The sequence below is a fragment of the Bacillus sp. KICET-1 genome, assembly GCF_027721405.1.
GTDB classification, from domain to species: domain Bacteria; phylum Bacillota; class Bacilli; order Bacillales; family Bacillaceae; genus Bacillus; species Bacillus velezensis.
This window is the reverse complement of the sequence record NZ_CP113515.1, coordinates 3013110-3036997: the sequence shown is the minus strand read 5'-3', so window position 1 is coordinate 3036997 and position 23888 is coordinate 3013110. Positions and strand designations below refer to the sequence as shown.

The window sequence follows — 23888 nt, the reverse complement described above, 5'->3', positions numbered from 1 at the left end:
GGGGATGAGTCTATGAAAACCATTACAATTTCTGATGTGGCGAAATATGCAAACGTATCTAAAAGCACCGTATCTCAATTTTTAAATCAGCGCTATGACTATATGAGCGAGAAAACGAAACAAAAAATAGAAGCGGCCATTCAAGAGCTGAACTATCAGCCGAATTTCGTCGCCCGCAGCTTAAAACAGAAATCAACATTTACAGTAGGTGTGGTGGTGGCTAATATTCTTCACACCTTTTCCACTCAGGTCATCAGGGCGGTGGAAGACTATTTTCATGAACAAGGATTTCATATTATTGTCTGCAATGCGGATGATGAACCGGAAAAAGAAAAGAAATATATTGAAATGCTGCGGGCCAAGCAGGTGGACGGAATTATTATTTTTCCGACGGGCGAAAATCTCTCTTTATATGAAAAGATGAAACGCGATACGTTTCCGGTCGTGTTTATGGACAGAACCATTGAAGAACTCGGGATTCCGACAGTGATGCTTGATAATCATCATGCAGCCGGTCTTGCCGTTGACCGGTTTATCGAAAGCGGCATAAAGAGAATCGCGATTATTACGACGTCCATTATTCGGGAAATCAGTCCGAGGGTAGAAAGGATTGAAGGGTATAAGAAGGCGCTTGACCGCCACGGAATGATAGTGCGGAACGAATATATCAAAACAGCCGATGCGGCTGATATTTCCAATGTTTTGTCAGAGCTGTTCTCACTTGAAGAGCCTCCGAAAGCGATATTGGCGGCAAACGATATCGTTCTTGTTGAGGTGCTGAAGTATATGAAGGAGCATGATATGACAATTCCGGATAAGGCAGCCGTCATCGGAATTGATGAAGTTCCTTTTGCGGGTTTTTTTACTCCTCCGATTACGACGATCGTTCAGCCTGCGGCAGAAATGGCGCGAAAAGCAGGAAGCCTTCTTCTTCGCCAGATACAAGAAAAAGATGGCGGTGAAAAACGGATTCACCGCTATAAACCGGCGCTGCTCGCAAGGCAATCCGGATAACCGGTTTCATTGCATAAACCGGTTTACTCCGGCAATTTTAATATCTGAATATTAAGAAATAAGAGGGAGGGATTTTATGTTCTCAAAGGATAGATTCCCTATTATTCTTCTTTTATTTTCAGCCGGGGTGATTAACTATTTAGACCGCTCAGCGCTGTCTATTGCAGCGCCGTTCATACAGCAGGATCTCACATTGTCGGCAACCCAAATGGGGCTGATTTTCAGCAGTTTCTCTGTCGGATACGCTGTGTTTAACTTTCTCGGCGGTGTTGCATCTGACCGGTACGGGGCTAAATTGACATTGTGTACGGCGATGATCGTTTGGTCTCTTTTCAGCGGAGCGGTTGCGCTTGCTTTCGGATTTGTAAGTCTTTTGGTTATCCGTGTTTTATTCGGTATGGGGGAGGGGCCGCTGTCGGCTGCCATAAGTAAAATGGTCAACAATTGGTTTCCTCCGTCTCAGCGCGCCACGGTCATCGGCCTGACAAACAGCGGAACGCCGCTCGGCGGAGCGATCTCCGGCCCGATTGTCGGGATGATTGCTGTGGCGTTCAGCTGGAAAGTTTCCTTTGTCCTGATCATGATCATCGGTTTAGTCTGGGCGCTCTTCTGGTTTAAATTTGTCAAAGAACGGCCGGCGCCGACGGAAGACGCCCCGGCAATGAAAGCAGCGATTCAATCGCATGAGCAGCATATCCCGATGACCTTTTATTTGAAACAAAAAACGGTTCTCTTCACGGCTTTTGCCTTTTTCGCCTACAACTACATTTTATTTTTCTTCTTAACATGGTTTCCGAGCTATCTGGTGAAAGAACGCGGTTTAAGTGTTGAATTTATGAGCGTGGTGACTGTTATTCCCTGGATTCTTGGATTTATCGGTTTGGCGGCAGGCGGAATGATTTCTGATTATGTATTCAAAAAAACCGCCGGAAAAGGCGTTTTGTTCTCACGGAAAGTCATTCTTGTCACTTGTCTGTTCGCTTCCGCTATACTGATCGGATTTGCCGGACTTGTTACCACTACCGTAAGTGCCGTTATTCTCGTTGCTTTATCAGTCTTCTTTTTATATATAACGGGCTCTATCTATTGGGCGGTCATTCATGATGTGGTTGATCAAAGGAATGTCGGGTCAGTCGGCGGCTTTATGCATTTTCTTGCAAACACGGCCGGTATTATCGGGCCTGCTTTAACCGGCTTTATCGCGGACAAAAGCGGATCATTCTCGGGGGCGTTTTTGCTTGCAGGCGGATTAGCCGTTTTGGCCTCGGCTGCGGTAATCCGTTTCGTGCGCCCGATTATCATTCAAACCGCTTCTGAAGATAAAAAAGACACGATACCTTATTCGTAAGTCATCAAAGCCACTGAGGCTGTCCTGCCGATAACGGGATGGCCTTTTCGTTCTGCCGCTTGATCTGTTCCTATGATAATATAGGAATTGTTTACAAAAGAAGGGAAGAGGAGGGGCATGAAACAGAAGCCGATATATGTCGAAATCAATATTGCATCTGATAAAGAAACACTTTGGGAATATACGCAAACCCCGCATCTTCATAAGGAATGGGATCTGCGTTTTTCTGACATTACATATCTTCATAGGCTGCCAGATGAACCGCAGAGATTTCTATATGAAACACGAATCGGTTTTGGGCTGAAGGTATGCGGCACGGGCGAATCAATAGGTGACATAAGGCCTCGCTCGTCAGAAAGAGTGTCTTCGCTCGCTTTTGCCTCTGATCATCCGCTGTCACTTATAAAAGAAGGCAGGGGCTACTGGAAGTATATAGAGCGGGATAACGGACAAACCGCATTTTTGACTCAATATCAATATGAAACGGCCCGCGGTCTGCCGGGAAGTTGGATAGACCGGTTTTTATTTCGTCCGCTGCTAAGCTGGGCTACCGCATGGAGCTTTGATGCGTTGCGGCTTTGGATAGAACAAAACAGACATCCGAAGATATCAGTCCGTTTCGGATTTGTCTATGTCTGTATGTGTCTCGTTTTCAGTCTGTATTGGTTTTTTCAAGGCTTTCATGATGGCTGTGCCGATGCAGAGATCGTGAGGGGAGCGCTGGAGACAGGGTTAGGGGTATTATGGCTGCTTCCCATGCGGAGAAAGTGGCTGATTCACACCGGGCAGTCAGTCTTCTTTTGTGTAACGGCACTGCTATATTCCGGCGGCGGATTCTTGATCTCATTAGGAGTGCTTACGATAGCCGGCATGATTCTTAAGCTCAAGCTGCCGAGCGCCTGGCATACAAAACGAAAGAGAGAAGTGAAATGACGGATTCAATGTATGAAAAAGCGATTACTCATTATCAATCACTGCACCCGATGCTGCAGAAACGGTACAGATTTGACGGATCACGCACGTTTTGCGGAGAAGGCGTTATGTCAGAAATAAAGGGAGGTTCTTTTCTTGTCAGAATGCTTTTAAAGACAGGTGTTTTTTTCAGATGTTTTTTCTCAGAGAGGGGAAACGATATCCCTTTCACTATCGAAAACAAAAACAGGCAAAATGGCGTGGAATGGAATCGTACCTTTTTCTTTAAAGGCAAAACGCGTTTTTTTGATGCGGTCATGGAATATGATGAGCGGGAAAACAGAATTCTTGATTACTTCGGCAAACCTCACATCCTACTGTCTGAACTGCATTTAGAAGCGTCTTCAGAAGGAGGGCTTGTTATTACATCCGGAAGGCAGTGGCTCCTGATAGGCGGAAAGAAAATCCCGCTTCCGGCATGGCTGTGCGGCAGTTCAACCGTTTATGAGGCTTATGATGAGGAAATGAATTGCTTCAGCATAAAGGTTCATGTAAAAAATCGGATACTCGGCACGCTTTTCTCTTACCGGGGGACTTTCCGGGAAACAGAGGGAGAAACATGCTGAAGCGTCATCTCATGGTAAGCGTGATTTGCTTTTTGGGATTTGCGGCGGCTGAAGCTCCGCATATATCAGCTGCTGAGACGTTTGTTTTATTTTCTGTACTTTTTTTCGTTCCTGCTGTATTCGATTTTGCTTTTCGGCCGTCAAAGACCTTAGAGAATGTGTTGTTACGGAGTTATCCTGTTGCCGCTTTATGTGCGGTGCTTGCGCTTGTCACAGACTTCAGTTTTTTTGCCGTTGTGTGGCTCATTTATACGTTTGGGCTGGCACTGTATGCTGTCCGGCGGCTGATGAAAACAAATATTCACAGAACAGAAGAGATGTCTGTTATGGCGGGTTTCATTTATTTGGCCGGGGGCGGATTCTGGTTCTTCGCATATGTCCTTGAGATTCCCGTCATGAATTTCGGCCCGCTTATCGTTCTGCTGACGGCGGTGCACTTTCACTATTCCGCTTTTCTCATTCCGATCTTTAACGGATTGCTCGGCAGGATCATACGGGAGAAACGCGAACTTTACCAGTGGAGCACGGTCATTATTTTGATTTCGCCGATCCTTATTGCCTTGGGGATTACATTTTCAAAGACACTTGATGTGATTGCTGTCGCTCTGTATCTGGCGGGTCTGTATGTAAATGCATATCTCGTCTTTAAGGCGCCGTTTGTTACGAAAACAGGCAGGATCTTGATCAGGAGTTCTTCGGCTGTGTTAATGATCACAATTGCTTTTTCTTTGATATATTCGTACGGTGTTTACCGCGAGGAGGCAACGCTCACGATCAGCCAGATGATTTGGATTCACGGGGCCGTCAATGCATTCGGCGTTATCCTGCCGGCTTTGGCGGGGTGGAGGTTGGAAAATCCGAGACCGTTTGATGAGGGCAGTGATAGAACGTTCAGCCGTATTTACGGGAAGAGAACGATAGGCAAAGAATTTTTGACTGATATTCATGCAGCAAATGACATCCATTATACCGGCCTTCTGAATCAGATGAGAGAACTGCATTCTGAAGACTTTTCAATTGAAAAACTGGCGCCGGCCGTTATTTCCTTTTATGAAGAGACAATTGATTATGACATCATGGCAAAAGTGACGTGGAGCAGATGGTTTCGTCCGTTCGCGCGCGTGTACGAGCCGTTCAGCAGAAGAGCGGGGCAGATTCACCTGTCCATGAATCCAGATTGGTATATTATGCACAGTGATATTATAGGCGTTGACTCTGACAAAGACGGCAGAAAAAATGTCCGTGCGTGGATCAGAACAAATGAAAAGCAGGAAACCGTTTTTACTGCGCTGTATTCAGCGTACAGGGCAAAAGGGGAAGGATACATGAATATCTCTCTCCCGCTGCCGTACGGCCAAATGACGGGCATTTTAAAACCTTATGCGCGTAAGCAGAATCTTGTTTTGACAAGCAGACGGCGAAAAAGCGGAGCGGGTGATGAAGGGATTTACCTGCAGACGAAATGGGGGGCGTGTCATCTTCCGCTGGCAGAGACATTTCTTATTTCAGCCCAGAGCGAAACAAGCCTGAAGGCCGTTCATCATATGTGGCTGTTCGGACTGAAATTTTTAACTGTGCATTATCGGATCACTCATGCTTCCGCAGGTAACCGAAGCAAATAACAAGCTGCAGAGCCGTCTGTTCATCAGGCGGCTTTTTCTCATCTACATGGGTTATATTCACCATTTTATTTGCGAGCTATTTTGCGGCGGATGACACGAAAGGAGTCATCCGCTGGATCTCATTTATTCTCGTGTTAGCTCAGCTTGTTGTCTTTTCGTTTATGACTCCCCACGCACTGGCTCCGCTAGTGATAGGAACATTAGTTCGCAGGTGCGGAAACGGGTAACATTAAAGCTGTTTTATTTACTCGCAGCCGTTTTTATTTTTATCATTCCTTTTACCATCAGCCCGATGGCGCTTTATGTGGTTCAGATTTTAATAGGTTTTTCACTCGGCATTATCTTTCCTTTGCTGCTTGGAATGTCGATTGAGTCTGTTCCGGCAGACATGAGAGCAACATCGATGGGGGCATACCAGGCGCTTTATGCACTCGGTATTTTCGGAGGACCTTTGGCCGAGGGATTTTTTAATGATTGGCTGGGGCTCAGAGCCGGATTTTATTTCGCGGCAGGTGCTCGGGCTGGCGGCTGTCATACTTGCTCAGCTCATATGTGGGGAGCCGATGCGAAAGAATCGTCGGAAAAGTGCAGGGAAGATGCGGCAAAGTATTACCAGACATGGTTTTAATTTTGTGTACGCTTTCAAAAAAGAAGAGATCTTATTCGGATAAAATTCATGACAATATATGTATTTTTAGTGAAAATAAGTATCTTATCTACAAAATATGACAAATCCCCTTTGTACAAGATGGTAAAATCAGATTACCTGCTAAGTGAGAAAGCAGCAGGCAATAAATCACAAGGGGGCAATATTAATGTTAAAAAGTAAAATTAAAAAAATAGCCGGTGCGGCTGTAATTGCTGGAGCATTATTGGTTTCTGTGTCGCCAGCAAAAGCAGAAACTCTTCCGGGATTGATCTGGGTCATGGACAAATATACTGACGCTTTTAAATTCGACATGTTTATTAAAAACGGAAATGAAAAATGGGTTTATGTGTACACAAGATTATCCAATGGCAAAACTGATGTAGACGAAGTAAAGTGCGAGGCGATTATTAAAGATCGGTGTTATGTTCAAGATTAATTGTAAATCGTAATACATCCTATTTTTTTAATTCTGTCTCATCAACTAAGTATACTTAAGATAACGAGACAGAATTTTCATTAAAGATTTAACTTCCTAGAATATATATTATGTAAACTAGGAATTGTGAAGAGAATATAAAAGTAGATCTATTCTAACAGCATCCCCTTTTTGTAGTGTAATATTAAAAAACCTCTACGTCCTTAATAAATTAAAATTGGTCATAAAGGTTTTTCAGTTTGAGTATTTTAATCGGTTATGTCACTTGTTGCTGGTCTTCTTGATCAAGGCCACGCCATCGTATGCCGGACTTTCCACACTTGCAGCCTTCTGCAGAATGTAATGATCAAAAAAGTTCTTCGTATAGTCTGTAACAAGATTTCGCATCTCCATGGCATCCCGTTCGCCTCTAAGTTCCTCATTCACACTGGTAAACACGATGTCGCAGTAATCTAAATGCGCAGCACGATCAACAGAGAAATAATAGGTATCCATGCTATTGTTAGCGCCAATGATCGCATTCATGTTGTAGTTAGGTTCAGAAAACAGCAGCAAAAAGGGTTTCTTAAGGTCGCTGCCCTGAAGGCCGAACGCACCGCTATCCAAGCCAATCCCGCAGGTGAACCGTTCGTCGTCCCGGCAAACAATCGCCGTCGTAGGCCCTCCATAAGAATGTCCGACTATGCCCATGCCGATGTCAAGCAACAATCTGCCCTTAAAGATGGAATTCAGCTCTCCAGAGTCCAGTTTGACAAGATAATCGGCTACATACCTTACATCTTCTGCCTGTAATTCACTATGCTTTGTTAACTTGGTAAGTATCGGCAGTGTAAGCACGTTTCGGCACATCTCAATGGCAGTTTCATCGTCGGGCCGCATCTCCATCTTACCAGACAAAGCCATCATCTCCGGATCTTCAGAAAACGCCATAATGACATCCGAAAAATCCTTTGATACATTAAACATTCGCCCATCTTTACGCTTATACATCGTGCTATTCTGATGGCCGATGCTTACCACAACATATCCCATGCTTGCCAAGTCTGTACAGATCACTGTACCCCATTCTGGAGAACCGCCCCCGCCGCAAACATAGAATAACACCGGATAGCGTTTTTCCTTCCCGGAGAGAGCAAGGTCGTCGTAACATTGGGTCTTGATATCTATAGAGTAAGCATCCTTCAACGCAGTGAGAAGCGGCTGCTCATCAAGCATTTCGCAGACTTCAGGAAACATGTACGCTGATGTAGTCTTCCCTTCGCTGCTGTCGGACGGATAGTACACAAACGCCGTCAGTTCTCTTTTTATATGATCTGATGCCGTGTACTCAAAATCCATCTGGGTTCGGCCGACAGTATAGCCGCCAATTGGCTCTGGAAATGCGTCATACTTTTTCATTCTCTTGTTCCCCCTTACGTAATAAAAGTGGCGGATGTGAAATACATACATTGCGCTACAAACGCTTTTCATTACATCATATGTTCAGTGAATCACATCTACTCCTTGGCTTTCTTGAGATTGCTAACAACATTTGTACAGGCCCATATGCTGTTTCAGAGTTTCATCCGCCACGTAAACCTCCTTGTATTGCTGTTTAAGATGATAAAAGCGGACATCGTTGCTGATGTCCGCCTAAAGCTTACTAATTGGGTTCTGTTCCCCAAATCAGTTTTCCTTGATGATATAATGTGATTTTTTTCGTTGTTTTAAACGTATTTGATTGGAAAAAGGAATAATCGCCGCTTTGTGCATAATTGCTCCAGTCATCGTTGTGAAGACGAAGCTGAATATTCCCTGTGCTTGCTCCCGGTGACAGTGTTCCTGTTTTAAACCCCAGTTCCAGATAGGTATCTGCATCTTGCTTAGGTTTATGCAGCGTCACAAATTTGTGGGTCAGATTGCCGCATCCAATCTGCGCGTAGTCACAGTCAAAGTTTTGGCCTTTGTTTTTCGTGTTATACCAGTAACGGGCAGTGACACCTTTTAAATCAACCTTGGTATTCCCGTTATTTTTTATGTGAAGCTGCGGGCGGATTTGATTGCTGTTCACACGCCCATCCCCTGCTTTGTATTGTACAGAAACGCCTTTTTCCTGTGTGGGGTTATCTTGTGCTGGCGTTTCAGGGCCGTCCTTCGTCGAATCTTTGGTACCGCGAATGTTTTCTCTTACGAATGTTCCTGAAGCAGTTAAATCTGACAGCGGCCAGCCGCCTGTTTTAGATGCTCCCGGCTTTAACGCTGAGGATGATTCCTGCTTATCAGAAAGATTCCAGTTCACCCAGCTGATGTTCTTGCTGTCGAGATAATTCAGCCATTCCCGCGATTGGTCAAGGAATACACCGCCATTTCCAGACGCATCGCTTGTTCCCCATTCCGTCACGAAAATAGGCGCTCCTTTACTGAGTGCATAGTTTGCTTTATCCCGTAAAGATTGGCCGTGTGTGCCGGCATAAAAATGAAGCGCGTACATGACGTTTGCATCTTTTAGCTGATCATCTGCAGCATCATTCACATCCTGGCTCCATGTACCGGTTCCGACAATGATGATGTTGTCTGGATCATTTTTGCGGATAACGGAAATCACTTCTTCTGCATACCGTTTAATATCACGCTTCCAGTTCACGTCACCGTTTGGTTCGTTTGCAATTTCATAAATGACGTTTGGCGTGTTTCCGTAAAGACTTGACATCTCCTTGAAAAATTCTTTTGCCTTCTCTTTATTTTGGTTTGGGTTGCCGTCATTTAAGATATGCCAGTCAATGATGACATATATCCCAAGTTCTTTTGCCGCTTCAACCGCTTCTTTTACTTTATTTTTCACGGACGGGTTGTCAATATAACCGCCATCTGCCGTATACATTGCCGTGCGGAAAACGGTGATGCCCCAATCGTCTCTCAGCCATTTTAAGCTGTCTTTATTGACGAAATCGCCATACCATTGCAATCCATGTGAACTGATCCCTTTCAGTTGTACCGCTTTGCCGTCTCGGTTTACGAGCTGTGTACCTTTTATGCTAAGCTGACCATTCTTGGCTACTGGCGTTTTTGTCCCTGCTGCAGATGCCGGCGAAGGCAGCAAGCCGCCCATTGTCAATACCGCAATTAATAAACACATAATAAAAATAGAAATTGACCGTTTCATATCTGATCTTTTCCTCCTTCGCATCATTTATGCTCTTCACTTCTTATGAGCTCGAACTCATTGTAAAAATCTTTCTCATGATTGTCTATCAACCTAATTTCTTGTTTTTGAGAGGTGTAAAAGCCTGTCAATTTGCTCTATCTCTCTTGAATAAGACATACCTGACACGTATAGAACAAAGAAAACCGGACTGAATCGGGACTTTACACGTCATTTTTCAATCGAATCGAAAAATTAAATGTATTTCCAACGCAGACATGCTGAATGTGATGAGTCTCAATATGGCATTGAATCTTATGATTGCTGTAAGAAGACGAGCCCTTGCCCGTCCTTGTTAATGTAAGGTTGATGTAAGGTTTGGATTAATACGGGTTAAGGTTGGAGTTGTACAATAAGATTGTACTTCAGTGAGGGATTCAGCCAGAAGAATTCCCCCTTTAATAAATCATAGAGGTGAAAAGGTTTGAGAGAAAATAAAATTTTGTCTTCATTATGTTACTTCAGTATATTTTTTGCGCCGTTTCTGTTTCCGATTATCGTCTATTTCTTAGGACAGGACGATGTGAAATATCATGCGAAAAAATCTTTGTGGACGCATCTGATTCCTTATTTGATTTTTGGAATTGGCATCATCGCTTCAGGTTTACTTGGTATGAATGACATCAGGCACGCCGGGCCTTTCCTGCTTGCGACGTATGCTGTTACATTCCTTGTGGCGATCTATTTTTTCATTTGGAACATTGTCAAAGGAATCAAAGTATTTTCGGAACAATAGGAAAAAACGGTTCTGTCATTAATCAGCAGAACCGTTTTTTTTGTATAGCCATTATGATAATTGTATATCTATCGTTGTCCCTTCTCCCGCGGTGCTGTGAATGGTGATGTCCCCTCCGTGCTTTTGGATAATATCCTTTGCTATGGCCATTCCAAGACCAGAGCCTGCATGCGTCGTTCCTGTATTTGTCCCCCTGTAATAGCGATCAAACACTTTTTCCAGCTCCTCTTCTTCTATCCCTTTGCCATTGTCCTTAATTATCACATGAGTCCGTTCTTTTTGTTGAAGCCGTACAACGATCTTCACATCAGGATCATTGTGAACGAGGGCATTTAAAATGAGATTCGTGACCGCTCTCCGAATCAATATCGCATCAAGGTTCAGCATCAGCTTTTCCAGGTTCGTTTGAAGCTCAATGGACTTATCCGCATATCTAGAATCGTTTAACATATCAATTAACGTTTCCCGCAGCAGCGATACAAGGTTTACCCGCTCTGTATGTAACATCACATCGTTGTTTTTCAGCCTTGTCGTTAAATTTAAATCTTCCATTACATCTTTCATATAGAGGGATTTACTCTCAATGATCTGGGCGTACTCTCTGATCTGTTCGACTGTTAGATGATAATTTGGATCTTGGATGATTTCTGCATAGCCTTGAATAGATGCTAATGGTGTTTTAATGTCATGAGAAATATGACTGATCCACTCTTCACGCATTTGCTCTAATTTATCTTTTTCTTTTTTGCTTGAAGATAGTTGTTCCGATAAATGATTGACATTATAGAAGACATCTTTATAAATGCCTTTGGATTTCATTTTGATCGTATAATCTCCATTAGCTAACCGCTGGATTCCTTGAATGACACGGCCGAGCGGTTTTGTGAGCTGCCGGCTGAATAGATAGCCGATGAGTAACGCGATCAATGCGTCTATTGATAATAATATGATGGTCCCTGCATTGAACTTCGTCACAAATTCCTTGGTATCATATGAGAGGACATACTTTCCGAGAGAGGGATTTTTAAACCCTATGAAGTAACTGTACTCCTTGCCGTTTACTTTTTTTCCGCCGGCGTAAATGGTTGATAATAATTGTTCATCCTTATATTTATGTAAATTTACAATTTCAATAGGCGTATATTTTTTCTTCAGTCCTTTAGGTTCTCTATCATGATAAACATCCTGTCCGTTTTCATCTAATATTTGAATCCATGCATTCTGCTCTTTTAAAGCTTTTTGGCCCTCTTTGTTTACTGTGATACCATTGTTCGATAACGTGACATATTGCCGGAATGATCTTGTGAAAGTTTCCGGTGTACTTTCTTCGTCATGTTGGCTGTTCGCCTGGAAAACGAGCCAAAACATAAAAATAAATAAATTAATGAAAACTGTAATGATGGTCACGATAATGACAGAGACCATATATCTGCCTGTTAATCGCCAATTCATCCTTACGCATCCTTTACAACAAATTTGTAGCCTAACCCTTTCACAGTGACGAGAAAGTCTGGTTTTGATGGGGTGTTTTCTATTTTCTCACGGAGCCTGCGTATATGAACCATCACCGTGTTGTCAGAACCGAAGAAATCTTCTCCCCATACAGCTTGATAGAGTGTTTCTTTACTGATCACCCGATTGGGATGCTGCAGAAAATAGGTCATAAGCATAAGTTCTTTAGGTGTTAACTCAATAGCCGCTCCATTTTTGGTGAGCTCGGCTTGTTGTTGGTTTAATTCAAATGGCCCTTTTTTTATCACGGTTCCGGTTTGAGAAGGCTGTAAGTAAGAGACCCGTCTCAGCTGCGCTTTGACCCGGTATGCAACTTCCTTAGGGCTGAAGGGTTTTGTAATGTAGTCGTCCCCGCCGATGGCAAGTCCTACAATTTTATCCGTTTCCTCCCCCTTTGCAGACAAAAAGATAATAGGAACGTGTGAAATGTCTCTTATTTGCTTGCAGATATCATAGCCTTCACCGTCTGGCAGCATGATATCCAATATCACCAGATCGGGATTTTCTTGATGAAATTGAGCCAATCCGTCACGGGCAGTCGAAGCGGTCACTACGCGATCAATGCCTTCTCTTATTAATACGGTTTTGATCAGTTCCAAAATTTCTTTTTCATCGTCTATGATTAATACTTTGCTGTGAAGCCGTGACATATATTGATCACTCCTTGAAGTCATTGTCATTATTATACCCAATGTCCGTGTATCGTTAAAAAAATCAACACTTCTCTCCCACAGAAAATAAGCCAATTTTCTTTTTCGAGTAAGAAAATTGGCTTATTGCGATGCTGATGCCTTTAACGCTTTACAACAAATGTTGTCACGCTTTGAGCCGGAAGATGGGCCCAAAAATGATTGTCCGTTACTTTGAGATCCGTTCCAGGTTGAAGATTGCTGCTGCTGCTCGTGATCCATCTGGATACTTGCGAAGCAGTTCCATTCTGCAGTACAAAGTTTTGGTTGACCCCTGTGTTATTTTTATTAATGGCAACAATCACGACTTTATTGTCTCCTTTATAGGCTGACACGTAAACATTCGGTTCAGGATTTTTCGTTGCATCAATCCTTACATAGCCAGGGCGCACAAATTTTGAGAAATGAGCCATATTGTATCCGCGTTTGCTGATCATCCCATCTTCTTTCATAGGGCCGTATGATCTGCGGATGTACCACCACACATAAGCTTGAAAATCTCCCTCTACCATTGAATGATGAATATGCTCTGAAACACCTAAAGCTTCAGGCCAGCGATCCGCTGAATTGTTGTCACTATTCGGATAGTATACCTCCGTCATCCATAGCTCTTTCCCTCCTCCTTTTTGTTTGAAAAGAGGATAAGGGAATTGGCTGACCTGAGTGCCGTACAGGTGGGTTCCGAGGATATCCATATTCCTAAGCGCCTGCGGATCGTTCAAAATGGGGTCCGATATATTTTTCAGGTATTGAAATGATTCTGGCGCAATCACACGGGCATTAATCGAACCGGCATTCTCTCTCATGAAACGCAGGATTTCTTGGGGCGTCCACCATGTCCATTCGTGAGCGTAATCAGGTTCGTTTTGCATAGAAATCGCATACAGATTCACACCATTACTCTTCATGAAATTAACGAAATCGTTAAGATGCTGCGCGTATGCGGCGTACTTATCGTATCTCAGCCGCTTAGCTGATGTGTCACCATTATGATTGAAAGTCTCAACCATATCGTTTGGCGGATTCCAAGGGGAAGCAAAAACGATTGCTCCATGTTTGATCGCACTCTTTGCAGTCTCCACTTCCTTGTACCAATTGTTTCTATTTTCATCTACATGAATTCTTAAGATCGAAAAACCTAACTGATTCTGTCCATTGCCAAAAGCGGTCTCCCGTTGGGCTGCAGTCAAGTCTCCAATCCAAGCCGGGTGGTTCATTCCTCCAAAACCGCGAATCACTTGTCTTTCTGCAGATATATTAACTGTTGCATCACTTGCTGCTGAAACTTCAGTAACTCCCGGTCCTAAGAGCATGACGGACAGCATTGTGAAACATACCAATAATGCACAAATTGTTTTTTTTACGCTCGACATCATTTTTCCCTCTCTTTCATATGTCGTTTATGGACATAGAAAACGTACCTTTGTCTCCCTTTGCTTATCTTTGTGTAAACTGCCAGTAATCAACGTTAAACAAGTTTCCTGTACCAGTTCCCGTAAATACAAAGAATACGTTGTGAACACCGGATGCGCCGCTTACCGCAGTTTCTATTTCTCTCCAGGATTGCGTTCCGCCTGTCGAAGGGACATTCAAGGTTCCGACAAGCTTACCGTTTGCACTGTCTAGCCGTACTTCTATTTTTCCGCCTCTAGCGGACGCTACATTTGCTTTAAACGTCCTAGCGCCGCCTGACTCGAAGTCTGCATTTCCAACAGCAATCCAGTCTCCGTTATGAATGTTTGTGACATGTTGATTATTGACCGGCCCGCCGGGTGCTGAGGATGCCTCTGTCAAAATCCGTCCGTTCCAGGCAAACGTTTCCGCTTCTACCCGGTGATACGGATTCAAGTTGGACAGCTGTTTGACACCTGCAAAATTTGCCGCTACCTCTTGCAGGGAGCCATCTGGATTATGCACAAGCTTATTAATATGGGGAGAACGGTATCCTTTGCCGGCCCCGTAAAGAGCGGAGCTGACAGTTTGAGTATGATACACCACATACCACTCGTTTTTAAAATTGAAAACAGCATGGTGATTGTTCCCGCCGCCTCCGAAAAATGCTCCCGGATTTTTCAGAAAGTGCCCTCTATACGAAAAAGAATCCATAGGACTTGAGCTGGTCATATAGCCGATCTCACCTGGAGGTTTATCGGCCGGGTGAGCGCCCCCGAAATTGATACAATAGGAATAGTAATATTTTCCGTTATACTTATGCATTCCCGAATCTTCAAACATAAAAGGCGCATCAATGGTCGATGCACTTCCGGCGACACTCGTCATATCAGGCCCTAATTTCATGACTCTTGCTGTTTTAGGATTGGCCCATTGCCCCTGCGTTGGATTTGAACCGCCCGGAACGCCTCCGCCGGCATATAGGTAACCGGTACCGTCATCATCTACGAATACTGCCGGATCAAAAAGCCATACAACACCGGACATTCCTGGCGTATTTGGCGTTACCAGCGCTTTTCCGATCGGATCTGTCCATGGGCCGGTCGGGCTGTCTGCGGTGAGAACCCCGATACCTCCGCCGCCGTTTGCGAAATAAAGGAAAAATTTATCCTTACCATTGATCTTTTTCACCGCGGCTGACGGGGCCCATGATGCTCCTGCCCATTTGGCAATCCCCCGGCCGCCATTCGCCCCATTGGCACCCGCTGCGGGAATCGCTCCGTGATCTGTCCAGTTCACCATATCCGCTGAAGATATGACGGATATTTTATTCAAATTGGCAAATGAATTATCCTTAATCGTGCCGTCGCTATTATATTCATAGTCATCGCTTGACATATAGATGTAGACTCTTCCGTTATAGGTCAGCGCAAACGGATCTGCGCCCAGATGATGGTCGATAAGCGGATTTGAATTCCCGGCATGTTTTGCAATTGGAGTGCTTACCGCATTCGCATATTCCCCAGGTAAACAGCTCAATAATAAAGCAAGAATCAATAAACATACGCTGCACTTTTTCATCTGCTTAACATCCTCCTGTTTCCGCATATTAGGTTTTTAAAAAATATGATAACAACAGGTCATGAAGAATGCGTAAAATGAATGATTTTTAGAGTGAAAACGCTGCAAATATCTGACCCTCTTTTATGAAAAATGCCGCCGATTGCAGTCAGCGGCATTTTTCCCTGGATCATTTACATTTTGTCAAACTTCGTGTCGCCGGCAAACGATCCTATTGACAGTTGTTCTTCAAGAACAAGTCCGTGATGATGCCGTTCTTCAATCCTTTTGATAATAGATCGAATTGCATCCGTATTTTCTTCGATATTGTGAGGGTCAAAGATCGTCACATGGTCTCCTTTTAATTTGTACTCAAGGTAATGCTGTGCGGTTGATTGCGTCCATCCTCTATCGGTCAACTCGCCGCATTGAAAATGATGAATGTTGGCGTTCACCGCGCCGGAATTGATCAGTTTATTGTGATATGTGAGATAGCTTCTGATTTTATCCTTAATGGAAGGAATGGTTAATAATTCTCTATAATAATCCGGAATGATATCCAGATTCCGATGAATGATCTCTTCGGTTTCCTCTTCCGAAAAATAATTCACCGAAACGGCTCTTTTAGAATCAAGCATCATAATGTCCGATACGATGCGTCCGCGCTTCTCCAAGGCTTTGGCGACCTCAAAAGCCAAATTCGACCCCGAGGAGTAACCAAGTAAAAGAAAGGGCCCTTGTTCCTGAATGCCTATCATGCTTTCTGCATACCGGTCAACGATCTCTTGCTCGTAAGACGGCTCTTCTAGGAAATCAGCGGCATAGACGGTGCAGCGGCCGTCAAGTCTTTTCGCCATTTCATTATAGACCAGCCCGTACCCGATTAAAGGCGGGAAACAGAACACAGGGATTGAACCGTTCTGATTCATCTTGACGAATACGTTATCCGTCTTGGACTCGAAAACTGCCGCTTGAATGGCGCGTGCCATTGTTTCGATGGTAGGAAAATCGTATACGGCTTGATAATGCATTTTGATTCCCATACGGTCGTTGATTTGATGAATAACTTGCAATACTTTGAGCGAATGGCCGCCAACGTCAAAGAAGTTATCTTTAATTCCCGGGTCACTGAGTGCTAAAATGTTCTTCCATATCTCGGCCAGCTGCTTTTCAATTAACGTTCCGGGCGCTTCGTATTCGGTTCCGGTGAGTCTATTTCCCTCAGGAGCCGGCAAAGCTTTTCGATCGATTTTTCCATTTGCGGTTATCGGCATCTTCTCCATTTGGACAAAGTAAGCCGGTATCATATAAGCGGGCAGTTTGTTCAGTAAATGACGCTTCAGCTGCGCCGTATTTAATGAATCGTCTCCTGACAAGTAGGCGCACAGCTGCTTTGAGCCCTCTTCTTCAATTGCGATGACGACCGTTTCTTTGACAGATTCCAGTTGCAATAGAGCCGCTTCGACCTCGCCAATTTCAATCCGGTAGCCCCGGATTTTCACCTGATGATCAATTCTTCCCAAATACTCGATATTGCCGTCAGGCAGCCACCGGGCGACATCTCCCGTTTTGTACATTTTTTCGCCTGCGGCAAACGGGTGTTCAACAAATTTCTCAGCCGTTAATTCCGGGCGGTTCAAATATCCTCTGGCCAGTCCCTCTCCTGCCACATAGAGCTCGCACGGGTGTTCAACAAATTTCTCAGCCGTTAATTCCGGGCGGTTCAAATATCCTCTGGCCAGTCCCTCTCCTGCCACATAGAGCTCGCCCGGTATGCCCATTACCTGAATGCGCTGATATTCGTCCAAAATATACGCTTGCAGAGTAGGAATAGGTTGTCCGATGTTGCTTCTGCCCTCGTCGATTTCTCGTTCCGTGATTTCTTTATATGTGACATGAACGGTGGTTTCGGTAATGCCGTACATATTGATTAATTGGGTTAAAGGATATTTAAGCTTCCAGTCTTTCAAGAAGGATGGATTTAACGCCTCTCCGCCAAATATGATTTTTCGGATGTTTAAATTGGATTCGGGATCTTCTCTCTCCTCCTGCATCAGTTGATAGAAATAACTCGGCGTTTGATTTAAAATGGTCACAGCTTCCGATTTTAACAATTGCAAATACCTTTCCGGGTTTTTAGCTGTTTGTTTCGGAACAATCACTAATTTGCCCCCATACAGCAGCGCTCCGTACATTTCCCATACTGAAAAATCAAAGCAGAAGGAATGAAACAAAGTCCAAGTGTCCGATGCGTTAAAATCAAAAACATTTTTGTTGTTAAATAACAGACGAACCACGTTTTTATGTTCAATGAGCGTGCCTTTCGGATTCCCCGTTGTTCCTGATGTATAAATAACGTAGGCTAATTGATTTGGCATCACGTTCAGATTGAGATTAGATGCTTCGGCGCCGTATGATGACGGATCGTCAAGGAAGACAGTATGACTTTGATAATCGGTATCTTCCAGAAGATGATGCTGCAATAATAAGATAGAGACGTTAGAATCCTCGAGCATATAATGGATGCGTTCTTTCGGATAATCCGGATCGATCGGTACGTAAACGCCCCCGGCTTTCAAAATAGCAAGGATGCCTATCACCATCTCCGGTGAACGTTCCGCCATAATGCCGACAAGCTCCTCGGCCTGAAGTCCTTTGGCAACCAAGGTTCGGGCCAGCTGATTGGCGCGTTCATTTACTACCCGATACGTCAGCTTCTTATCTTCAAAAACAATCGCCACATGCTCCGGCGTTCGCTCCGCTTGTTCTTCAAACAATTGATGAATCGTCTTTTCCTTTGGATACTCCGCCGCCGTATCGTTGAACTTGTCTATCAGGAGCGAACGTTCATCCGCTGTTACGATATCAAGGTCTTGTACGCGAATTTCCTGATCGTCCGCCATTTGCTTCATAATTTGCATGAAATGCGTCTGCATCCGTTCGACACTTGCTTGATCATAAACATCGCGATTGTATACAAAACGAATGTCAATTTCTCCATCCGGCATCACGATAAAAGTAAAATCGTAATGTGTATGTTCTTCCATATGAAAATCGAGAATGTCTAATGCGTTGTCATCCTGCTTCATATGTTCTATTTGTTTCTCAACCGGGTAATTCTCAAATACCATAATATGATTGATCAACTGCTGCTTTTGCTCAGTTTGAGCCTGAATGTCATACAGCGGAAATGTATCATATTTTTGAGAAGCCAGTGCCCGCTCCTGATTCATTTTCAATACTTGTGCAGCTGTCATTTCAGGCTGCGTATGAATACGTACGGGAATAGTATTGATAAATAAACCGACCATGGTTTCAATTCCCGGAATTTCTGCCGGTCTGCCGGATACGACCGTGCCGAAGACGACATCCTGACTCCCGTTGTATCTTTGCAGCAATAAGCCCCATGCGGTTTGTATCCATGTATTGACGGTGACTTGCTGGCGGCTTGCGGCCTGTTTGATTTCGTCTGTGAGCCGCTTTCCTAAACGAAACTCATGCTCACCTTTTTCGTATCCTTTCGCTTGGCCGGAAGATTGTTCTTGTAACAAAACAGTTTGCCCTTCATAACCTTCTAAATAGTTACGCCAATAGGCTGACGCCTGCTTGTGGTCTTGTTGATCCAGCCATTCGATATATCGGCTGTATGGAGTGACGGTTCCCCGCTTCGGCTGCCTTTGCTCGAGTATCGCATAATAGGTTTCAAACACTTCTTTCGTAACAAGAGGCAAACACCAGCCGTCCATTAAAATATGATGAAAGCTCCATATCAATCGCGCTTGGTCTTCCTCTGTCCGCAGGATCGATACGCGCATTAAAGCATCCCGGGTGAGATTGAATCCCCGCGCCTTATCTCTTCTTGCAAAATCGGCAATAAACTCGCTGCGCTGGTGACTGTTCATGCTGCGAATATCTTCAACGGCCGTTTCAATCGGCTTTTGCCGGAATACAATCTGTAAAGGCTGATCTTTCCATTCTGTATAAAAAAGAGTCCGAAGAATGTCATATTTTTCGGCAAGATGCGCCAAACTCATCCTGAATGCATCGATATCCAAGAATCCTTTCAGATCAAAAGCGGCTTGTTCAAAGTAAGCTTCGGAAGCCGAATCGATCAAGCTGTGGAACAACATTCCTTTCTGCATCGGGGTTAATGGGTATATATTTTCAATGTCACCGAGATGACTCGTTTGCTGCACAAATTGATCCAATTCACCGATCGTTATACCTTTTAACGAAATATCGCTTGGCGTCAGGTGAATTTGATCTTGAGCATCACAATGTGCGATGACTTGCTGCAGGCTGTTTTTTAAGAGATCGGCACAGGCTTCCATTGTTTCTCTCTGATATTGTTTACCGCAATAGCTGATGGCCAGCGACAATCGGCCGTCTGAAATCATGCCGTTGATATCAAGTGTATAGGTCAAGGGACGGTTGTCACTGGCTGTTTTCCCGCTTGAGTAAGGGGATACCTCCATCTTGCCGTTCCGGACATCTTGATCAAATTGACCCAAATAATTGAAACGTATTTCCGGATGTCCGGTCCATTCATGTGCCTTCGGGTGATCGGATAAATATTTGATCAGGCCGTAACCTATTCCTTTTTGGGGGATCTGACGCAAATTTTCTTTCACTGTTTTAATCCGCCCGGGGATATCCTGATCAGCTTTGATTTGAAGCGAAACCGGATATAGGCTTGTGAACCATCCCACCGTACGCGAAATATCGAGATCCGGGATGATAGACTCTCTGCCGTGTCCTTCAAGATCAATGAGAATGTCTTCATGTCCGGTCCAACGATGAATAGCAATTCCCAGACCGGTCAGTAATAAATCATTCATATCGGTCGAATAAGCCCGGTGAGCGTTTTTTAATAAACGTTCGGTTTCCTCAACGGTCCATTGAACGATGACCGTTTCCCGGTCTTTGGCCAGACCGGTCTCCTGTTCATTGTCCTTTGGCAATGTATGCTGCGGATTATGTTTCTGTCTGAACCAGTATTGATTTTCCGCTTCGAATTCCTGACTTTCTGCATAACGATTCAACTGTTCAGCCCATAACAGGTAAGAGTCCGTTTTCTTCGGAAGCCGGATCGCTTCGCCGTTTTGGAGCTGCTCATAAGCTGCCGCTATATCCTCAAGTAAAATCCTCCACGATACGCCGTCGATGACCAGATGATGAACCGCAATCAGCAAATGATCTCCCTCTTGACACCGGAACAATCCTAGTTTCATGAGCGGTCCTTCGGCTAATTGAATGGATTGCTGAATCTCATTGGAAATGGTTTCTATCGTCTGGGACACATTTTTTTCTTCGCGTAATGAGATCACTTCAAGGCTGAACAGATCACCTTCTTCGATCCCCCGATTTCGGGCTTCATATCCATCTTCTGTCGGAACATAGACCATGCGCAAAGCATCGTGATGCTCTGTGATCTTCTTCATGACGTCCCGAAGCTTTGATTCATTCAGTCCCTCTTTCCAATAAAGCATAACCGCTTGATTATAATGGTGTAATTCCGGGTATTTCTGGTCAAAAAACCAATGCTGAATCGGTGTCAGCAGCGCCCGGCCTTTAATTTCTCCTTGTTCTGCGATTCGGGTTACCGGCTCTACGTATGGAACAAGCTCGGAGATCGTTGGGTATTTAAACAAGTGTTTGATTTCAAACTTATACCCGGCTTGGTATAATCTTGAGGACACTTGAATCGACTTAATGGAATCGCCCCCCAATTCGAAGAAATGATCTGAGATTCCGACCCGTTCTAAGCCTAAGACCGACTCCCACACCGCGGCCAGTATGTTTTCCAGTTCTGTTCGAGGAGCTTCATAGTTCATGCCTGTAAGATTCTCTCTTGGAGAAGGAAGGGATTTACGGTCTATTTTTCCGTTGAAAGTAAGCGGCATCTCTTCCAGCTGAACGAAATAAGCAGGTATCATATAGGATGGAAGCTGCCGGGACAGCTCTTCACGGAGCTCGCCTGCAGTTAAAGCATGTTGTGCGGTATAATAGGCGCACAAGGATGTTTCCCCATCGATTTCCCGGGCGATAACGATGGCTTCTTTGATCGCCGGCAGCTGAAAAAAAGCGCCTTCGACTTCGCCGATTTCAATGCGGTAACCGCGGATTTTCACCTGGTGATCAATCCGGCCCAAATACTCGATATTGCCGTCCGGCAGCCATCTTGCCAAGTCTCCCGTCCGGTATATCCGTTCTCCTGCTGCAATCGGATGGTTTACAAACTTCTCGGCCGTCAGTTCGGGACGATTCAAGTAGCCCCTTGCAAGCCCATCGCCCGCTATGCACAGTTCTCCCGCTACACCGGTCGGCTGCATATGTTCCAAATCAGCATGTAATATATACAATTGAATGTTGGAAATCGGTTTGCCTATCGGAATCGATGCATACGTTTCTTCCGTCTGGCAATCAAAGTATGATACATCAATTGTTGCCTCAGTCGGTCCGTACAAGTTGATGATTTGAGCCTGGCTCACCGACGTGATGATGCGTTTGAAGCCTGCGACATGTACAGGCTTCAAAGCCTCCCCGCTTGCAAACACATGTCTTAATGACGCTAATTTTTGTTTCAACATCCCGCTTGGCTTCTGATCCATGGATTCCAGGAAGGCATGCAGCATCGCCGGTACAAAATGCATTGTGCTGACACCTTTTTGTGCAATTGTATCTAAAATCAGCTCGGGATTCTTTTCTCCTCCGCTTGGCAGCAGCACCAGTTTAGAACCTGACATCGTCCACCAGAACAGTTCCCACACTGATACATCAAAGGTGATCGCAGTTTTTTGCAGAATCGCATCCCGCTCATCGAGAGGGTATTTTTCCTGCATCCACACCAGCCGATTGATGACCGACCGGTGCTCAACCATAACCCCTTTCGGCTTGCCCGTTGAACCCGATGTATAAATAACATAGGCCAGATGATCCGGACCAGCAGCCGGCTCTACATTCGACCCGTCTTCACAAAAGTTTTGCGGATCTTTCATATCCAGCACTTTTCCCGTAAAAGGTACTCTCTCTTGCGATTGATTCTGCACGAGTAACAACTTCGTATCCGAATCCTCCAATATGTATCGAACCCGTTCCTCGGGATAGCCCGGGTCAATCGGTACATACGCCCCGCCGGCTTTCAAGATCCCGAAGATCCCTACAATCATATCCAGGGAGCGTTCGGCCATAATCCCGACCGGCTGATCCGGCTGCACGCCTTCAGATTGCAGTGTCCGAGCGAGTTGATTCGCCCTTTCATTCAATTCACGGTACGTCAGACGGCTATCCTCGTAGACAACAGCCGTTTGATCAGGGGTACGTCCCGCTTGTTCCTCCAAAAATTGATGAATCGTTTTTTCTCTTGGATACTCTGCAGCCGTTTGATTATAGGCGATGAGTTGATTTGTCTCTGAGTCTGACAGAATATTAAGCTGGCGGATCATAAGGTCGGGTTGGAATAACAAAATCGAAAAAATCCGGTTTACATGTTCGATCACTTGCATCATATACTGGCGATCATAAGCTTGTTCATTATAAGTTAACTTTAAATGAATCGAATCATTTTCTATGGAAAACTGAAATAACGTATCAGCAGCGGCCGTTTCTATAAAACGAATGGGGTGAAGCTGATCTAGTGATACGATCGTGTGGATCATTGGCAAATGATTTGAATCGTAGTTCAGATTTAATGGACCGGCCATTTTATCGAAAGGAACGTGCTGATGTAAGATGGCTCCGTTCAGCGTATGCTTGAATTCATTAAATATGGATTTAAATGTGCCGTCCGCATTTATGTTTTGTTTGATTAACATGACTTGATCTAAACGAAGGTCTTCATCGGTTTCGTCTTCAAAGGTCGGAACACCTACAATAACGCCCTCTTCCCCCGTATATTTGTATAAAAGACACTCGATTCCGACCAGGAGAACCATATAAACGGCCATTGGCGATTTATTCGTCATCTTCATGATGCGCAGGGATACATCGGAGCTCAATGAACTGTGAATACGGTTGGGTGCACTCGGCGCATCGTGCTCTATTGTTGAGTCCGACATTTGAAACGAAGGGATTGCACTGGGACGATCTTCCGCATTGAACATGCTGCTCCAGAACAACTCCTGTTGCTTAAATTCTGACATTAATATCCCTCCAGTAAGTTTTAGCCGGCTGATGGCTGTCCCCGTAAAAACACCATGCCGGGGACAGCCG

The 23888-nt window shown here is 44.5% G+C and carries 15 protein-coding genes; 8 read left to right on the top strand and 7 right to left on the bottom strand.

Going from position 1 to position 23888, the window contains the following annotated elements:
• Positions 1-12: 12 nt before the first annotated feature.
• The 7 genes from OVA33_RS15450 (at position 13) to OVA33_RS15420 (ending at position 6607) form a co-directional block, all read left to right on the top strand.
• Positions 13-1014, top strand: coding sequence for a substrate-binding domain-containing protein (locus tag OVA33_RS15450; protein ID WP_025650135.1), 1002 nt, complete (start codon positions 13-15; stop codon positions 1012-1014).
• A 76-nt stretch (positions 1015-1090) separates the two neighbouring features.
• The gene (locus OVA33_RS15445) at positions 1091-2362 is read left to right on the top strand and encodes an MFS transporter (RefSeq protein ID WP_025650134.1); all 1272 of its coding nucleotides are present in this window, start codon (positions 1091-1093) and stop codon (positions 2360-2362) included.
• A gap of 117 nt (positions 2363-2479) precedes the next feature.
• Entirely contained in the window at positions 2480-3295 is an 816-nt protein-coding gene (locus OVA33_RS15440; RefSeq protein WP_025650133.1) for a hypothetical protein, read from the top strand.
• Positions 3292-3900, top strand: coding sequence for a DUF4166 domain-containing protein (locus tag OVA33_RS15435; RefSeq protein ID WP_017417889.1), 609 nt, complete (start codon positions 3292-3294; stop codon positions 3898-3900). The genes OVA33_RS15440 and OVA33_RS15435 overlap by 4 nt, the downstream gene beginning before the upstream one ends.
• Positions 3894-5522, top strand: coding sequence for a YndJ family protein (locus tag OVA33_RS15430; protein ID WP_017417890.1), 1629 nt, complete (start codon positions 3894-3896; stop codon positions 5520-5522). The genes OVA33_RS15435 and OVA33_RS15430 overlap by 7 nt, the downstream gene beginning before the upstream one ends.
• 211 nt (positions 5523-5733) lie before the next feature.
• Complete coding sequence (locus OVA33_RS15425) at positions 5734-6150, top strand: MFS transporter (RefSeq protein ID WP_017417891.1); 417 nt, start codon at positions 5734-5736, stop codon at positions 6148-6150.
• Positions 6151-6337: 187 nt separating this feature from the next.
• On the top strand, positions 6338-6607 hold the full coding sequence (locus OVA33_RS15420) for a hypothetical protein (RefSeq protein ID WP_017417892.1): 270 nt from the start codon (positions 6338-6340) through the stop codon (positions 6605-6607).
• 261 nt (positions 6608-6868) lie between these two features.
• Here OVA33_RS15420 and OVA33_RS15415 read toward each other — a convergent pair whose 3' ends face one another.
• Entirely contained in the window at positions 6869-8005 is a 1137-nt protein-coding gene (locus OVA33_RS15415; protein ID WP_025650132.1) for an alpha/beta hydrolase, read from the bottom strand.
• Between the two features lie 244 nt (positions 8006-8249).
• Positions 8250-9749 carry a cellulase family glycosylhydrolase gene (locus tag OVA33_RS15410; RefSeq protein WP_128974089.1) on the bottom strand — a complete coding sequence of 500 codons (1500 nt, stop codon included), beginning with the start codon at positions 9747-9749 and terminating at the stop codon, positions 8250-8252.
• 463 nt (positions 9750-10212) lie between these two features.
• On the opposite strand from OVA33_RS15410, the gene OVA33_RS15405 reads away from it, so the two are divergent.
• The gene (locus OVA33_RS15405) at positions 10213-10524 is read left to right on the top strand and encodes a magnetosome magnetite crystal formation protein family (RefSeq protein WP_017417895.1); all 312 of its coding nucleotides are present in this window, start codon (positions 10213-10215) and stop codon (positions 10522-10524) included.
• 51 nt (positions 10525-10575) lie between these two features.
• On the opposite strand, the gene OVA33_RS15400 is transcribed toward OVA33_RS15405, so the two are convergent.
• The 5 genes from OVA33_RS15400 to bamC all read right to left on the bottom strand — a co-directional run bounded on the left by OVA33_RS15400 (position 10576) and on the right by bamC (position 23818).
• Positions 10576-11976, bottom strand: coding sequence for a sensor histidine kinase (locus OVA33_RS15400; RefSeq protein WP_063636651.1), 1401 nt, complete (start codon positions 11974-11976; stop codon positions 10576-10578).
• A 2-nt stretch (positions 11977-11978) separates the two neighbouring features.
• On the bottom strand, positions 11979-12686 hold the full coding sequence (locus tag OVA33_RS15395; protein WP_017417897.1) for a response regulator transcription factor: 708 nt from the start codon (positions 12684-12686) through the stop codon (positions 11979-11981).
• A gap of 143 nt (positions 12687-12829) precedes the next feature.
• A complete protein-coding gene (locus OVA33_RS15390) occupies positions 12830-14101 on the bottom strand; it encodes a glucuronoarabinoxylan endo-1,4-beta-xylanase XynC (RefSeq protein ID WP_021493396.1) in 1272 nt (423 codons plus the stop codon).
• A 61-nt stretch (positions 14102-14162) separates the two neighbouring features.
• Positions 14163-15698: a glycoside hydrolase family 43 protein gene (locus OVA33_RS15385; protein ID WP_017417899.1), complete on the bottom strand. Its 1536-nt coding sequence runs from the start codon at positions 15696-15698 to the stop codon at positions 14163-14165.
• Between the two features lie 173 nt (positions 15699-15871).
• Positions 15872-23818 carry a bacillomycin D non-ribosomal peptide synthetase BamC gene (gene bamC, locus OVA33_RS15380; protein ID WP_128974090.1) on the bottom strand — a complete coding sequence of 2649 codons (7947 nt, stop codon included), beginning with the start codon at positions 23816-23818 and terminating at the stop codon, positions 15872-15874.
• Between the last annotated feature and the right edge of the window lie 70 nt (positions 23819-23888).

Bases quoted from the DNA above. Each gene is read 5' to 3' on its own strand.
- OVA33_RS15450 (WP_025650135.1), top strand. From the start codon at position 13: ATGAAAACCATTACAATTTCTGATGTGGCGAAATATGCAAACGTATCT.
- OVA33_RS15445 (WP_025650134.1), top strand. From the start codon at position 1,091: ATGTTCTCAAAGGATAGATTCCCTATTATTCTTCTTTTATTTTCAGCC.
- OVA33_RS15440 (WP_025650133.1), top strand. From the start codon at position 2,480: ATGAAACAGAAGCCGATATATGTCGAAATCAATATTGCATCTGATAAA.
- OVA33_RS15435 (WP_017417889.1), top strand. From the start codon at position 3,292: ATGACGGATTCAATGTATGAAAAAGCGATTACTCATTATCAATCACTG.
- OVA33_RS15430 (WP_017417890.1), top strand. From the start codon at position 3,894: ATGCTGAAGCGTCATCTCATGGTAAGCGTGATTTGCTTTTTGGGATTT.
- OVA33_RS15420 (WP_017417892.1), top strand. From the start codon at position 6,338: ATGTTAAAAAGTAAAATTAAAAAAATAGCCGGTGCGGCTGTAATTGCT.
- OVA33_RS15415 (WP_025650132.1), bottom strand. From the start codon at position 8,005: ATGAAAAAGTATGACGCATTTCCAGAGCCAATTGGCGGCTATACTGTC.
- OVA33_RS15410 (WP_128974089.1), bottom strand. From the start codon at position 9,749: ATGAAACGGTCAATTTCTATTTTTATTATGTGTTTATTAATTGCGGTA.
- OVA33_RS15400 (WP_063636651.1), bottom strand. From the start codon at position 11,976: ATGAATTGGCGATTAACAGGCAGATATATGGTCTCTGTCATTATCGTG.
- OVA33_RS15395 (WP_017417897.1), bottom strand. From the start codon at position 12,686: ATGTCACGGCTTCACAGCAAAGTATTAATCATAGACGATGAAAAAGAA.
- OVA33_RS15390 (WP_021493396.1), bottom strand. From the start codon at position 14,101: ATGATGTCGAGCGTAAAAAAAACAATTTGTGCATTATTGGTATGTTTC.
- OVA33_RS15385 (WP_017417899.1), bottom strand. From the start codon at position 15,698: ATGAAAAAGTGCAGCGTATGTTTATTGATTCTTGCTTTATTATTGAGC.
- bamC (WP_128974090.1), bottom strand. From the start codon at position 23,818: ATGTCAGAATTTAAGCAACAGGAGTTGTTCTGGAGCAGCATGTTCAAT.